This window comes from Micromonospora cynarisoli (assembly GCF_030518815.1).
Classification (GTDB): Bacteria; Actinomycetota; Actinomycetes; order Mycobacteriales; family Micromonosporaceae; genus Micromonospora; species Micromonospora wenchangensis.
The window spans coordinates 5848066-5861786 of the sequence record NZ_CP130426.1 but is presented as its reverse complement, the minus strand read 5'-3'; the positions used below and the strand labels follow the sequence as shown (position 1 = coordinate 5861786).

Here is a 13721-nt window from a genome sequence, read left to right as displayed (position 1 = left end):
GTCTGGCGATCTTGACGGATATCTGGAGGAGCCTTGGAAGATGAACGGACTGCGGACCTGATTCGCGCCCAGCTCCGCCGACAGCGGGCCCTGGCAGGATGGAACCAGGAGGAGCTGGGGAGGCGGACGAACTACTCGGCGTCGACCATCTCGGCCGTCGAGACCGGCACCCGTGCGATGGACTTGCCCTTCGCCACCAGGGCGGACGAGGTGCTGGAGACTGGCGGCCTGTTCGTGTCCCTGCTGGGGATGGCCGCACGGAACCGCCAGCCCTCGTGGTTCAAGCCGTGGCTGGAGGCTGAGCGCTTCGCCCAGCAACTCCGCTACTTCAACCCGACGCTGGTCCCGGGTCTGCTCCAGACCGCCAACTACGCCCGCGCGGTTCTGCGCTTCGACGACACCAGGCCGGAGGACGAGGTCGAAGAGCAGGTCGGCTTCCGCATGGAGCGGCAAGAGATCCTGACCAAGGCCCGTCCGCCGCAGGTCGTTGCGGTGATCGATGAGTCCGCCCTCCGACGCCGCGATGCGATCATGGGCGAACAGCTCGCGCACCTGCTGAAGATGGCCGAGCTGCCACACATCCACGTCCACGTCATCCCGGCCGACGCCGGCCTGCACGTCGGGCTGTCCGGCCCGCTGGCCCTGGCGAGATCGGCGGACGGCAACTGGGTGGGGCATCTGGAGAACCAGCTTGCGGGGCTTGTCGTCGATGGCGAGGATGGGATGGCTACTCTTCTGGCGAGATGGGAGATCGTGAGGGGCGTCGCCCTCCCGCAAGCCCTGTCAGTCGCCCTGGTGAAGGAAGTCGAGAGCCAACATGGACCTCAGTAACGCTCAGTGGAAGAAGTCGACCCGCAGCGGAACGAGCGGGGGCGACTGCATCGAGGTGGCCGACAACCTGCCCGGCATCGTGGCCGTCCGCGACAGCAAGGACCCGTCCGGCCCGGCCCTAGCCTTCGAGCCCGCGAACTGGCAGGCGTTCGTCGGCCTCGCCAAGCAGTCCTGACGCAACGCCAAGCGGCCCCTCAGCCATCGCGCTGAGGGGCCGCCCCGTGTGCGATGCGTTCTCAGCAGACGCCGCCCCGCCCCTGCCTCGCGTCCAGGAGACCGGTGATCACGAGGTTCGCGGCATGGATGCGGGCGAGCCCGACGCAAGCCTCTCGATCAACTTGACGGGGTGGGGCTCGGCGGGGCTTCGGCGGTGCGGAGGGCGGTGGCGTGAGTCAGGGTGGCGCGGCGGAGCGCGGCCTCCGGGTCCAGGCCGGCCCGGCGGGCCTCGGCGACCAGGGCCAGCAGGGTGGCACCGAGGCGGGACTCCGGGTCGGGCCCGGCGTCGGAGGGTGGGAGCGGAGCGGTCAGGCCGGCCCGGCCGGCCCGGTCCAGGATCTTGGCGGCCAGGGCCAGGGCGGGCTGACTCAGCGCGATGCCGTCGAGCACCGACGCGCGGGCCTTCTCGGCCTGCTTGATCCGCTCCCAGTTCGCCTCGATCTCGGCGAGCGAACCCGCCTCGGCACCGGAGAACACGTGCGGGTTGCGGCGGACCATCTTGTCGACCAGGGTGCCGGCCACGTCGTCGACGCTCCACCGCTCGTCCTCGGGCAGGTTCTCCGCGAGGCGGGCGTGCAGCAGCACCTGAAGCAGCACGTCGCCCAGTTCCTCGCGCAGCGCGTCGGTGTCGCCGTCGCTGATCGCGTCGTACGCCTCGTAGCACTCCTCGATCAGGAAACCGGCGAGGCTACGGTGGGTCTGCGCCCGCTTCCACGGGTCACCGCCCGGCGAGGCGAGCCGGTCCATCACCTCGACCGCGTCGAGCAGCCGGGCCCCCGGCGGGTCCCACGAGCCGTACATCAGCTCCAGCTCGGCCAGCCCCGGCTGCCGGGCCAGCCGCAGCCCCACCTCCCGGGCCAGGGACTCGTCGCCGGTCGGGCCGGCCAGCCAGACCGCCGTACCGTGCGCCGCCGCCGCGTCGAGCAACGCGTCGCCCGCCCCGCCGGACACGACGGTGACCTCGACGCCGGCCGCGCGTACCGCAGTGACCTGGGCGCCCGGTGCGCCGGTCAGCACCGGCGCGGAGCGCAGCGTGTCCCAGGCGGCGGCGGTCAGCAGACCGGCGGGCAACCGGGGCGAGGTGACCAGCAGGACGATCCGGTCGGACATGCTCAGGAGGCCGCCGGCCCCTGATCCGGGGTCGGGCTGGCGACCGGCTCGGGCGTCGACACGTCGGTCACCGGGCCGCTCGCGTCGATGTACGGCAGCGCGTAGAAGACCAGCTCCTGACCCTTGTTGACCCAGGCGGGAACGCCGAGCGGCCGGTACCGGGGGTTGACCTCGACGTCGACCTTGTCGGCCTGCTCGCCCAGCGCGGCGCTCAACGCCGAGGAACTGCGGACGAAGCCGCCGTCGCCGAAGAGCTGCCGCACCTGCGCCACCGACAGCCCCCGGTCGATGCCGCCGGTCTTCTCGATCGCGTGGTAGACCGCCATCACCGACTCGTCGCTCAGGTCGGCCGGCGGCAACTGCTGGCTGAGCACGACGAACAGGTCGGCCCACTCGCCCCACAGCTTCGCGAACTCCGCCTGCGGCGGCATCTGGAGCTGCTGGGCCAACTGGTCCGGGGTGATCTGGTCGGGGACCTGGAGGTTCTTCTCGGCCGCGACCCGCTTGCCCAGGTCGATGCTGACCAGCAGGTTGACCACGTCCTGCCGGGTCAGCCCGGCCCGCAACTGCTCCGGGCCGGGGGTCTGACCGGACTGGGCCGCGCTCTGCCGCACCGCCTCGGCGTACCTCGTCTGCGCGTCGGTGTAGATCGCGTCCACCCGGGCCACCGAGTAGCGACTGTCGCCGATGTATGCGGCCACATCCGGAGATGCCTTGCCGCAGGCGGTGAGGGAGAGGACACCCAGGGCCGCGACGCTGGCGGCGGCGATGAGACGGCGTGCACGCATGACGGTCACTCTCTCATGCCTGCCTGTGTACGGTGACGCCGCCCACCGTGCGCTGCGGCCCCCCGCCCGACGCCCCGGGCCGCGCTGCGCACCGGGCGGGCGACGGACCGCTCATCCCCGCGCCCCCGCCAACGCGGCCGGTTCACCGAGGACGTCGGCGAGGAGTTGGGCGCACCACTGGAGCAGCGCCTGGTCGCGCAGCGGCTCGCCGCCGACCCGGCGGGTGCTCGGCCGGGGCACGCTGACCTGGTCGGTGGCCTGCTTGTAGACCGAGTCCGGGTGGTAGCGCTTGAGCCGCAACTGCTTCGAGTCGGGCAGCGGCAGCGGGCCGAACCGGAGGTGCCTGCCCTGCATGCTGACGTCGGTCAGGCCGTACCGGCGGGCCAGCAGCCGGAACCGGGCCACCGCGACCAGGTTCTGCACCGGGGCGGGCGGCTCGCCGTACCGGTCGGTCATCTCGGCCACCACCTCGCGCAGCCGCTCGTCGTCGCGCGCCTCGGCGAGCTTGCGGTACATCTCCAGCCGCAGCCGTTCCACGCCGACGTAGTCGTGCGGCAGGTGGGCGTCGATCGGGAGGTCGATCTTGACGTCGGTCGCCAGGTCGTCGGACTCGGTGCTCTCCCCCTTGAACGCCGACACCGCCTCGCCGACCATCCGGACGTACAGGTCGAATCCGACGCCCTCGATGTGCCCGGACTGTTCGCCGCCGAGCAGGTTGCCGGCACCCCGGATCTCCAGGTCCTTCATCGCCACGTACATGCCCGCGCCCAGCTCGGTGTGCTGCGCGATGGTGGCCAGCCGCTCGTGCGCGTGCTCGGTGAGCGGCTTCTCCGGCGGGTAGAGGAAGTACGCGTACGCCCGCTCCCGGCCCCGGCCCACCCGGCCCCGGATCTGGTGCAGCTGGGCCAGGCCGAGCAGGTCGGCCCGCTCCACGATCAGCGTGTTGGCGTTCGGGATGTCGATGCCGGACTCGACGATGGTGGTGCAGACCAGGACGTCGAACTCCTTCTCCCAGAAGCCGACCATCACCTTCTCCAGGGACTCCTCGCCCATCTGCCCGTGCGCCACCGCCACCCGCGCCTCGGGCACCAGCTCGCGCAGCCTCCGGGCGGTCCGGTCGATCGACTCGACCCGGTTGTGCAGGTAGAAGACCTGCCCGTCGCGGAGCAGCTCCCGGTGGATCGACGCGGCCACCTGCCGGTCGTCGTACGCCCCGACGAAGGTCAGCACCGGATGCCGCTCCTCCGGCGGAGTGGCGATGGTCGACATCTCGCGGATGCCGGTGATCGCCATCTCCAGCGTCCGCGGGATCGGGGTGGCCGACATGCTCAGTACGTCGACCGAGGCGCGCAGCGTCTTGAGGTGCTCCTTGTGCTCGACGCCGAACCGCTGCTCCTCGTCGATGATCACCATGCCGAGGGACTTGAACCGGGTGGCCGTCTGGAGCAGCCGGTGGGTGCCGATGACGATGTCGACGGTGCCGTCGGCGACCATCTCCAGCGTCCGTTCGCTCTCCTTGGCCGTTTGGAACCGGGAGAGCTGGCGGATGGTCACCGGGAACTGGTTCATCCGTTCGGCGAACGTGTTGTAGTGCTGCTGCACCAGCAACGTCGTCGGTACCAGCACCGCCACCTGCTTGCCGTCCTGCACCGCCTTGAACGCCGCCCGGACGGCGATCTCGGTCTTGCCGTAGCCGACGTCGCCGCAGATCAGCCGGTCCATCGGAACGGTCTGCTCCATGTCCCGCTTGACCTCCTCGATGGCGGCCATCTGGTCGGGCGTCTCCTGCCACGGGAAGGCGTCCTCCAGTTCCCGCTGCCACGGGGAGTCCGGGGCGAACGCGTGCCCCTTGGACGCCTTGCGGGCGGCGTAGAGCTGGATGAGCTGGGCGGCGATCTCGCGGACCGCCTTGCGGGCGCGGGCCTTGGACTTCTGCCAGTCCGAGCCGCCCATCTTGTGCAGGGTGGGCTGCTCGCCGCCGACGTAGCGGGAAAGCTGGTCGAGCTGGTCGGTGGGGACGAACAGCCGGTCGCCGGGCTGGCCGCGCTTGCTGGCCGCGTACTCGATGACGAGGTATTCCCGGGACGCGCCGTTGACGGTGCGCTGCACCAGCTCGACGTACCGGCCGATGCCGTGCTGCTCGTGCACGACGAAGTCGCCGGCCTTCAGCTCCAGCGGGTCGATGGTGTTGCGCCGCCGGCTCGGCATCCGACGCATGTCCCGGGTGGTGGCCCCCCGGCCGCCGGTGACGTCGTTGCCGGTGAGCAGCACGAACCTCGACGCCTCGTCGACGAAGCCGGCGGTCAGGCAGCCGCAGGAGACCAGCACCTCGCCGGGGGCGGGCGCGGCGGGCACCTGCTCGGTGAGCCGGGCGCCCAACCCGGCGTCGCGGAGCACCTCGACGGCCCGCTGGGCGGGACCGTGCCCCTCGAAGACCAGCGCCACCGACCAGCCCTCGCCGGTCCAGCGCTTCAGGTCGTCGACCAGCCGGTCGGTCTCACCGTGGTAGAGCGGGGCCGGCTGGGCGGCCAGGCTCACCGCGATCGCGTCGTCGGGGGTCACGTCCGCCCCGGTCGGCACGTCCTCCCAGGGCTGCCGGGCCGGTGCGGCGGCGTCCGCCTCGACCAGCCCGAACGGGGCGAGGGTCCACCAGGGCTGGCGCAGGGCGCGGGCTGCGGCGCGTACCTCGGCCAGGGACTTGAAGGCGGCGGCGCCGAGGTCGACCGGGGCCTGGCCACCGACGGCGGCCGCGGCCCAGCTCGCCTGGAGGAACTCCGCCGAGGTACGCACCAGGTCGTGCGCCCGGGTGCGGATCCGCTCCGGATCGCAGAGCAGCACGTGGGTGCCGGCCGGCATGGTGTCCACCAGCAGTTCCAGGCTGTCGCTGCCGATCAGCGCCGGGGCCAGCGACTCCATCCCCTCGACCGGGATGCCCTCGGCGAGCTTGTCGAGGATCTCGGCCAGCTCCGGGTGTTCCCCGGCGAGCGCGGCGGCCCGCCGGCGCACCGCCGGGGTCAGCAGCAGTTCCCGGCACGGCGGGGCCCACAGCTGCGGTACGCCTTCGATGGTGCGCTGGTCGGCGACGGCGAAGGTGCGGATCTCCTCCACCTCGTCGCCCCAGAACTCGACCCGGGACGGGTGCTCGTCGGTGGGCGGGAAGACGTCCAGGATGCCGCCGCGTACCGCGAACTCGCCGCGCTTGGTGACCAGGTCGACCCGGGCGTACGCCAGGTCGGTGAGCCGGCGGGCGACCTCCTCCAGGTCGGCCTCCGCACCGGCGGCGAGCTGCACCGGTTCCAGGTCGCCGAGGCCCTTGAGCTGCGGTTGCAGCAGCGAGCGGACGGGTGCCACCACCACCCGCAGCGGCCCGGCGTCGGCGTCGGCCCGGACGGTGTGCGGGCCCGGCGCGTCCGGGTGGGCGAGGCGGCGCAGCACGGCCAGCCGACGGCCGACGGTGTCGGAACGGGGCGAGAGCCGCTCGTGCGGCAGCGTCTCCCAGGACGGGAAGACGGCGACCTGACCGGCCGGGAGCAGGCTGCCCAGCGCGGCGGCCAGGTCGTCGGCCTCCCGGCTGGTGGCGGTCACGGCCAGCACCGGCCGGCCCGCCCCACCGACCGCCGGGTCGGCGGCGACGGCGGCCACGGCGAACGGGCGCAGCGCGGTCGGGGCGGTCAGGTCCAGCCCGTCGACCTGGGCGGCACCGGAGCGCGCCAGGTCACGCGCCCGGGTCAGCCCGGGGTCGGCCAGGGCGGCGGAGAAGAGTCCGGTGAGCATCAGTGATCACTTCCAGGGAGTCGACGCGCACGACTGCTGCCCCTCGTCCGGCCGGACGGGGGGTGCACGCCGACCAGCCTATCCCCGCCCACCGCCGCACACGCCCGCTCCCCGCCCGGCCGGGCCGGCCTCAAGATCATCGCAATGTCGCGGAGGTAGCGGTGTCCACGGGCGGGGATACCGCTACGTCCGCGACATTGCGGCCTACCGCCCGTCTCCACCGGTTTTCACCCGACAAAACCCCACAGCTCAGGCATTACCGGCCATAGGCTGAGCCGGTGGACGAGGAGCCGCGGACCCGGGACTGGCTGCCCCGCACGGCGGCGCTGCTGGTCGGCACGCTGGCGCTGGCCACCGCCTTCATCGCGGCCTACGTCGGCGCGCTGCACCAGCCGCACCCCCGGGACGTGCCGGTCGGCGTGGTGACCGGCGACCGACGCGCCGAGTCGCTGCTGACCGCCGTACGGGCCCGCACCGACGCCGTCGAGCCCGTCGGGTACGCCGACCCGGGCGCGGCCGACGACGCCCTCACCGCCCGCCAGGTGTACGCCGTGCTCACCTCCGCCCCCGACGGCACGCTCACCCTGGCCACCGCCAGCGCCTCCGCCCCGGCCGCCACCGAACTGGTCACCGGGATCCTCACCCCGGCCGCCCGGCAGGCCGAGGTGCCGCTCACCGTCACCGACCAGGTGCCCGTCTCCCCCGACGACCCGCGTGGCCTGGTGCCGTTCTACCTGGCCGTCGGGCTGGTGCTCGGCGGCTACCTGGCCTCGACCGCGCTCGGCGTCTCGCTCGGCACCGCCCCGCGCGGGCTGCGCCGGGCCGGGCTGCGGATCGGTTCGCTGGCCGTGCACGCGGTGCTGCTCGGGACCATCGGGGCGGTGCTGGTCGGCCCGGTCCTCGACGTCTGGGACCACGACCTGGTCACCGTGGCGGCGGTCGGGATGCTCACCGTCTTCACCGCCGCGATGGTCGCCGCCGCCGTGCAGGGCTGGCTGGGTCTGCTCGGCACCGGGCTGGTGATCCTGCTGCTGGTGGTGCTCGGCAACCCCGGCTCGGGCGGCATCTACGCCCCCGAGTTCCTGCCCGCCGCGCTGCGCGGCATGCACCGCTGGAACGTCCCCGGCCTCGCCACCGACCTACTCAAATCGGCCGTCTACTTCGACTGGCGGTCGGCCCGCTGGCCGCTGGCCGGGCTGCTGGTCTGGACCGTCCTGGGGCTGTCCGGCCTGCTCACCGCCGCCCTGTTCCGGGGACGCCGGGCCGGTCGGGCACGGGTCGGGGGCGGCGCGCGGTGATCGTGGGGAAGGTGACACACCGAACCCCTTCCTACCGGACCGGGCCGCGCAGATACCATCCAGGGAGTCGGACAGCGCTGTCCTTCGTACTCACGTAAGGAGCGCACGGTGACCGACCAGCATGATCACGACGGGCCCGACGCCGCACTGCGGGCCGACATCCGTCGGCTCGGCACCCTGCTCGGCCAGACCCTCGCCCGGCAGGAGGGTCGACCGCTGCTCGACCTGGTCGAGGAGATCCGCGCCCAGGTCCGCTCCGACGCACCCGCCGCCGCGCAGCGCCTCGGCGGGCTGGACGTGACCACCGGCACCAAGCTGGCCCGCGCCTTCTCCACCTACTTCCACCTGGCCAACATCACCGAGCAGGTGCACCGGGCCCGCGACCTGCGCCGCCGCCGGGCGATCCAGGGCGGCTGGCTGGACCAGGCGGCCAAGATGATCGCCGAGCGCGGGGTGCCGGCCGAGGAGATCGCCGCCGCCGCCCGCCGCCTCGCGGTACGCCCGGTCTTCACCGCCCACCCCACCGAGGCGGCCCGCCGGTCGATCCTGTCCAAGCTGCGCGCCATCGCCGACGAGCTGGACGCCGAGACCGCCAACGCCATCCTCTACGGCGCCAGCGACGAGGCCCCGGCCAACCGTCGCCTCGCCGAACTGCTCGACCTGATGTGGCAGACCGACGAGCTGCGCCTCGACCGGCCCGACCCGACCGACGAGGCCCGCAACGCCATCTACTACCTGCGCGACCTGTACGCCGAGGCCGCCCCGCAGGTGCTCGACGACCTGGCCGACACGCTGCGCACCCTCGGCGTGGAGACCTCGCCGACGTCGCGCCCGCTGACCTTCGGCACCTGGATCGGCGGCGACCGGGACGGCAACCCGTTCGTCACCCCCGTGGTCACCCGGGAGGTGCTGCGCATCCAGCACGAGCACGGCATCACCGCCACCGAGGCGGCGATGGAGCACCTGGTCAACGAGGTCTCCGTCTCCCGCCGGCTGCGCGCCGTGTCGCTGGACCTGTCGGCCAGCCTCGCCGCCGACCTGGACGCGCTGCCCGAGGTGGCCCCCCGGTTCCGCCGGGTCAACGCCGAGGAGCCCTACCGGCTCAAGGCCCGCTGCGTGAAGGCGAAGCTGGCCAACACCCGGGAGCGGCTGCGCGCCGGCACCCCGCACGTGCCGGGCCGGGACTACCAGGGCTCCGGCGAGCTGATCGCCGACCTGGAGCTGCTGCGCGCCTCGCTGGCCCGCAACTCCGGGCAGCTCACCGCCGTCGGCCGGCTCGCCTCGACCATCCGTACCGTCTCCGCGTTCGGCCTGCACCTGGCCACCATGGACGTCCGGGAACACGCCGAGAAGCACCACGAGGTACTCACCCAGCTCTACGCGGCGGTCGGCGAGGTGTCGGACTACCCGGCGCTGACCCGGCTCGAACGCACCAAGCTGCTCGCCGACGAGCTGACCGGCCGCCGGCCGCTGTCCGCCCTGGACACCCCGTTGACCGAGGCGGCGCGCAAGACGTTCGACGTGTTCGGGACCATCCGCGAGGCGCAGGACCGGTTCGGCGGCGAGGTCATCGAGTCGTACATCATCTCGATGACCCTCGGCGTGGACGACGTGCTTGCGGCGGTGGTGCTGGCCCGGGAGGCCGGCCTGGTCGACGTGCACACCGGGCGGGCCCGGATCGGCTTCGTCCCGCTGCTGGAGACCCCGGCCGAGCTGAACGCCGGCGGCGAGATGCTCAACGAACTGCTCTCCCTGCCGGCCTACCGGGCGCTGGTCGCGGCCCGGGGCGACGTGCAGGAGGTGATGCTGGGCTACTCCGACTCCAACAAGGAGGCCGGCATCACCACCAGCCAGTGGTCCATCCACCGGGCCCAGCGGGCGCTGCGGGACGTGGCCGCCCAGCACGGCGTGCACCTGCGGTTGTTCCACGGCCGGGGCGGCACCGTCGGGCGCGGCGGCGGCCCCACCCACGAGGCGATCCTGGCCCAGCCGTACGGCACCCTGGACGGCGCGATCAAGGTGACCGAGCAGGGTGAGGTCATCTCCGACAAGTACACCCTGCCGGCGCTGGCCCGGGAGAACCTGGAGCTGACCGTGGCCGCGGTGCTCCAGGCGACGCTGCTGCACACCGCCCCCCGGCAGCCCGCCGAGCAGTTGGAACGCTGGGACGCGGCGATGGACGTGGTCTCCGAGTCGGCCTTCCGGTCGTACCGGGGACTGGTGGAGGACCCGGACCTGCCGGCGTACTTCTGGGCGTCCACGCCGACGGAACTGCTCGGCGCGTTGAACATCGGCTCCCGGCCGGCGAAGCGGCCGAACACCGGGGCCGGGCTGGGCGGCCTGCGGGCCATCCCGTGGGTGTTCGGCTGGACGCAGACCCGGCAGATCGTGCCCGGCTGGTTCGGGGTCGGCTCCGGCCTCGCCGCCGCCCGCGCGGCCGGCCTGGCGGACGTGCTGGCCGAGATGCACCGCAACTGGCACTTCTTCCGCACGTTCCTGTCGAACGTGGAGATGATGCTGACCAAGACCGACCTCAGCATCGCCCGCCGGTACGTCGAGACGCTGGTCCCCGAGGAGTTGCACCCGATCTTCGACAAGATCCAGCAGGAGTACGAGCTGACCAAGCAGGAGGTGCTGGCGGTCACCTCGTCGCCGGCCCTGCTGGAGAACTCGCCTGTGCTCCAGCGCACCCTGGCGGTGCGTGACACCTACCTGGAGCCGCTGCACCACCTCCAGGTGGCGCTGCTGCGGCAGTACCGGGACTCCGGTGCCGCCGGCCGGGCGGTCATCACCGCGCCTGGCGGCCGACGCGCCCCCAGCGACGGTACGGCCCTGGAACGCGCCCTGCTCACCACGGTCAACGGCATCGCCGCCGGGATGCGCAACACCGGCTGACGGACGCCACCCCTGCCGCCGCCCCGGCGGTGGCAGGGGTCGGCCGGGCCGGGAACCGCACCCGTACGGGCGGGTTGCCGGCCGGCCGGCGGCACCGGATCAGAAGTCGCCGCCCCCGAAGTCACCACCGCCGAAGTCGCCCCCACCGAAGTCACCACCGCCGAACCCGCCGCCACCGAAGTCACCACCGCCGAAGTCACCGGCGGTACCGAAATCGCCCCCGGCGGTGCCGAAGTCGCCGCCGAAGTCCGCGCCATCGCCGAAACCCTCCTGGTAGCCGGCGTCGTAACCCGGATCGGCGAAAGCCGGCGAGAAGAGCGCGTCGGCGATCAGCATCCCGCCGACCACACCGACGCCCGCCCCCAGCGCGGTCTTCCACCACGGCGTCGAGTACCAGCCGGCCGGCACCGGCCGCCCCTGGTAACGCCCGCCCGGGTAGTAGTACGGGGTGTCCCGGCCGGGCTGCGGGCCGGCCCTGAACGTCTGCCCCTGCACGTCCACCTGACGCTCCCGGGTGATCTCCCCGGCCCCCTGCGCGGCGGCCAGCGGGGGCAGTTCCGGGCCCGGGTCCAGGCCGAGCGCCACCCGGGCCGCCCGCGCGTAGGCGAGCCCCTCCAACGCGGTCTCCCGGGCCAGCCGGAACTGGTGCACCGTACGGGCCTGCTCCAGCTGGCTGCCCGCCGCGTTGTACCGCTCACCGGCGTCGACAAGCGCCTGGCGTACCGCCGGGTCGTCGCCGTGCAGGTTCATCACCTGGCCGCCGAGGCGTTCGTACCAGCGTTGGGCGTCGGCGCGCACGTCGGCGAGGCTGCGCGCCTCCCGGGCCGCCTTCTCCCGCCGCCACCAGACGAAACCACCGGCCAGCATGGCGACCAGGATGAGCACGAGCAGAAATTCCATTCTCCGAACGTACCCGGGGGCGTCGAGTCGTACCCGTTTGGCAAGCTCTGGTGATGGACTTCTCGACGCTGGCCGTGGTGGTGGTGTGCCTCGCCGCCGGCGGGGCGGTCGGCTGGTACGCCGCCCGCTCCCGGTCGGCCACCGAGATCGCCCGGCTGGAGGCCACCCTCGCCGCCACCCGGGAGGGCGAGGGCCGGCTGGAACAGTCGATGCGGGCGCTGAGCTACGAGGCGACCGCCCAGTCACAGGAGGCGGTGGCCCGCGCGGTGGCCCCGCTGCACGACACCCTGCGCCGCTACGAGCAACGGGTCGGCGAGCTGGAACGCGACCGCGTCGACGCCTACGCCGAGCTGCGCGAACAGGTCCGTTCCATGGGTGCCGTCTCCGGTGAGCTGCGCACCGAGACCAAGCAGTTGGTCGCCGCGCTGCGCGCCCCGCAGGTACGCGGACGCTGGGGCGAGCACCAGCTCCGCCGGATCGTCGAGGCGGCCGGCATGCTGGAGCACTGCGACTTCAGCGAGCAGGTCACCGCCGCCACCGACCACCAGGGGGTCCGCCCCGACCTGGTGGTCCGGCTGCACGGCGGGCGGACGGTGGTGGTGGACGCCAAGGCGCCCTTCGACGCCTACCTGACGGCGATGGAGGCACGCGACGAACGCGGCCGGGACACCCACCTCGACAGGCACGCCAAGCACCTGCGCGGGCACGTCGACGCGCTGGCCGCCAAGACCTACTGGGCCGCGTTCGACGACAGCCCGGAGTTCGTGGTGCTGTTCGTGCCGGCCGACCCGTTCCTGGACGTGGCGTTGCAGCGCGACCCGACGCTGCTGGAACACGCGTTCGCCCGCAACGTGGTGCTCGCCACCCCGGCCACCCTGGTCGCGCTGCTGCGTACGGTGGCGTACTCGTGGCGGCAGGAGGCGTTGGCCCGCAACGCGGTGGCGGTGCACGCGCTCGCCCGCGAGCTGTACGGCCGGCTGTCCACCCTGGGCGATCACGTCGGCAGGCTCGGCAGTTCGCTCGGCGGCGCGGTGACGGCGTACAACCGGGCGGTCGGTTCGCTGGAGGCCCGGGTCCTGGTCAGCGCGCGCAAACTGGCCGAGCTGGGCGTCTCCGACCAGGAGTTGGCCGTCCCGGCCCAGGTCGAGCTGGCCCCCCGCCAACCCCAGGCCCCCGAACTCCTCGACGACCGCCCCTGACCGGGCCGGGCGGGCGGCGGCGGGCGCAATGTCGGCTCAATGGCGGTATCGGAACGGCCGGATACCGCCAAGTCGGCGAAAGTGCGGACCCGGCGGGCCCCGGACGGGCGCGGGCGGCCAGGCAGGCGGGTAGGAGGATGGTCAGGAGCGGCGGGCGGATTCCACCAGGAACGGGACGCCCTGCTGACAGGTGCTCATCAGGTCGGGTTGGGCCCGGCCGGTGACGGTGACCCGGGCTCCCTTCACGAGCACGTCTTTCGGGCCGCCGACCAGTTGGTGACCGTCGAGCAGCAGGCAGCCCGGCTCGATCCCCGCCTCGACGGTGCCGGTCAGCTCAGTCGCGCCCGGACCGGGCGGTAGCCGTGGGCCGCCGGGTGGCGGCTTCAGTCCGCCGGGCGGCACCGAACCGGCGGGCGGCGTCGAACCGGCGGACGGGGCCACCGAGGCTGGCGACGCCGACGGTGGCGCGGTGTCCGACGCGGTGGCCGTGGGCGTCGGGGTGGCCGTGGGCGTCGGGGAACTGGTCGGCGTGGCCGGCGGGCCGGTGACGTCGGCACCGTCACCACAGCCGGCGAGCGCCATACCGGCGGCCAGCAGCACGACGACCGCCATCCGAGGAGTTCTCATACCCACTGGGACGCGCTCCACCCGTGATCCGTTCCGTCCGCCGGGAACCCGCCGACGACGGACGCCGATGTCGGCAGGCCATT

At 73.2% G+C, this 13721-nt stretch carries 10 protein-coding genes; 5 read left to right on the top strand and 5 right to left on the bottom strand.

Annotation, left to right across the window (positions count from 1 at the left end):
• The first annotated feature begins 33 nt into the window (after positions 1–33).
• Together Q2K16_RS25820 and Q2K16_RS25815 are read left to right on the top strand one after the other, a co-directional pair.
• A complete protein-coding gene (locus tag Q2K16_RS25820; RefSeq protein ID WP_302740757.1) occupies positions 34–831 on the top strand; it encodes a helix-turn-helix domain-containing protein in 798 nt (265 codons plus the stop codon).
• Positions 818–1006: a DUF397 domain-containing protein gene (locus Q2K16_RS25815; protein ID WP_302740756.1), complete on the top strand. Its 189-nt coding sequence runs from the start codon at positions 818–820 to the stop codon at positions 1004–1006. The genes Q2K16_RS25820 and Q2K16_RS25815 overlap by 14 nt, the downstream gene beginning before the upstream one ends.
• Before the next feature lie 158 nt (positions 1007–1164).
• Here the strand turns inward: Q2K16_RS25815 and Q2K16_RS25810 are convergent, their stop codons facing one another.
• From Q2K16_RS25810 to mfd, 3 genes are all read right to left on the bottom strand, one after another.
• Positions 1165–2157: a nucleoside triphosphate pyrophosphohydrolase gene (locus tag Q2K16_RS25810; protein WP_302740755.1), complete on the bottom strand. Its 993-nt coding sequence runs from the start codon at positions 2155–2157 to the stop codon at positions 1165–1167.
• A 2-nt stretch (positions 2158–2159) separates the two neighbouring features.
• On the bottom strand, positions 2160–2945 hold the full coding sequence (locus tag Q2K16_RS25805; RefSeq protein WP_302740754.1) for a hypothetical protein: 786 nt from the start codon (positions 2943–2945) through the stop codon (positions 2160–2162).
• A 111-nt stretch (positions 2946–3056) separates the two neighbouring features.
• Positions 3057–6719 carry a transcription-repair coupling factor gene (gene mfd, locus Q2K16_RS25800; RefSeq protein WP_302740753.1) on the bottom strand — a complete coding sequence of 1221 codons (3663 nt, stop codon included), beginning with the start codon at positions 6717–6719 and terminating at the stop codon, positions 3057–3059.
• A 278-nt stretch (positions 6720–6997) separates the two neighbouring features.
• Between mfd and Q2K16_RS25795 the strand changes: the two genes are divergently transcribed.
• Both Q2K16_RS25795 and ppc read left to right on the top strand, forming a co-directional pair.
• Positions 6998–8017, top strand: coding sequence for a hypothetical protein (locus Q2K16_RS25795; RefSeq protein WP_302740752.1), 1020 nt, complete (start codon positions 6998–7000; stop codon positions 8015–8017).
• Positions 8018–8125: 108 nt separating this feature from the next.
• On the top strand, positions 8126–10912 hold the full coding sequence (ppc, locus tag Q2K16_RS25790) for a phosphoenolpyruvate carboxylase (protein WP_302740751.1): 2787 nt from the start codon (positions 8126–8128) through the stop codon (positions 10910–10912).
• 99 nt (positions 10913–11011) lie between these two features.
• Here ppc and Q2K16_RS25785 read toward each other — a convergent pair whose 3' ends face one another.
• Entirely contained in the window at positions 11012–11812 is an 801-nt protein-coding gene (locus tag Q2K16_RS25785) for a hypothetical protein (RefSeq protein WP_302740750.1), read from the bottom strand.
• Positions 11813–11865: 53 nt separating this feature from the next.
• Here Q2K16_RS25785 and Q2K16_RS25780 point away from each other — a divergent pair, with 53 nt between their 5' ends.
• Entirely contained in the window at positions 11866–13011 is a 1146-nt protein-coding gene (locus tag Q2K16_RS25780; protein ID WP_302740749.1) for a DNA recombination protein RmuC, read from the top strand.
• Positions 13012–13152: 141 nt separating this feature from the next.
• Here the strand turns inward: Q2K16_RS25780 and Q2K16_RS25775 are convergent, their stop codons facing one another.
• Entirely contained in the window at positions 13153–13638 is a 486-nt protein-coding gene (locus Q2K16_RS25775; RefSeq protein WP_302740748.1) for a hypothetical protein, read from the bottom strand.
• Positions 13639–13721 lie beyond the last annotated feature (83 nt).

Coding starts and splice junctions, on each gene's coding strand:
- Q2K16_RS25815 (WP_302740756.1), top strand. CDS start 818: ATGGACCTCAGTAACGCTCAGTGGAAGAAGTCGACCCGCAGCGGAACG.
- Q2K16_RS25810 (WP_302740755.1), bottom strand. CDS start 2,157: ATGTCCGACCGGATCGTCCTGCTGGTCACCTCGCCCCGGTTGCCCGCC.
- Q2K16_RS25805 (WP_302740754.1), bottom strand. CDS start 2,945: ATGCGTGCACGCCGTCTCATCGCCGCCGCCAGCGTCGCGGCCCTGGGT.
- mfd (WP_302740753.1), bottom strand. CDS start 6,719: ATGCTCACCGGACTCTTCTCCGCCGCCCTGGCCGACCCCGGGCTGACC.
- Q2K16_RS25785 (WP_302740750.1), bottom strand. CDS start 11,812: ATGGAATTTCTGCTCGTGCTCATCCTGGTCGCCATGCTGGCCGGTGGT.
- Q2K16_RS25780 (WP_302740749.1), top strand. CDS start 11,866: ATGGACTTCTCGACGCTGGCCGTGGTGGTGGTGTGCCTCGCCGCCGGC.
- Q2K16_RS25775 (WP_302740748.1), bottom strand. CDS start 13,638: ATGAGAACTCCTCGGATGGCGGTCGTCGTGCTGCTGGCCGCCGGTATG.